The organism is Staphylococcus sp. EG-SA-15, from assembly GCF_017151895.1.
GTDB classification, from domain to species: domain Bacteria; phylum Bacillota; class Bacilli; order Staphylococcales; family Staphylococcaceae; genus Staphylococcus; species Staphylococcus aureus.
Genome location: NZ_JACVZN010000133.1, coordinates 1 through 248, shown reverse-complemented (window position 1 = coordinate 248; position 248 = coordinate 1). Strand labels below are relative to the sequence as shown.

The following is a 248-nucleotide window of genomic DNA, read 5'->3' as shown; positions in this document are numbered from 1 at the left end:
GAACGACAAAATGAAATTATTGCTGGTAACGTCTCATTCTATGGTGCGACAGGTGGTAAGGCATTTATTAACGGTAGTGCAGGAGAAAGATTCTGTATTAGAAATAGTGGTGTAGATGTTGTCGTTGTAATAAATCAGTTCTTCCAACTAAGTCTTCTACACGTTTCAAACCTAAAGATGCTAAAATTTCTCTTAATTCTTGTGCAATAAAATGCATAAAATTAACAACATGATGTGCTTTACCTCTA

At 34.3% G+C, this 248-nt stretch carries 2 pseudogenes; one reads left to right on the top strand and one right to left on the bottom strand.

Annotated features, from left to right (window positions below):
• Positions 1-126, top strand: a pseudogene (locus tag IDG64_RS14700) (GltB/FmdC/FwdC-like GXGXG domain-containing protein); the annotation flags it as partial.
• On the opposite strand, the pseudogene IDG64_RS15310 reads toward IDG64_RS14700, so the two are convergent.
• Positions 122-248 (bottom strand): annotated as a pseudogene (locus IDG64_RS15310) (hypothetical protein); the annotation flags it as partial. The pseudogenes IDG64_RS14700 and IDG64_RS15310 sit on opposite strands and share 5 nt — an antisense overlap.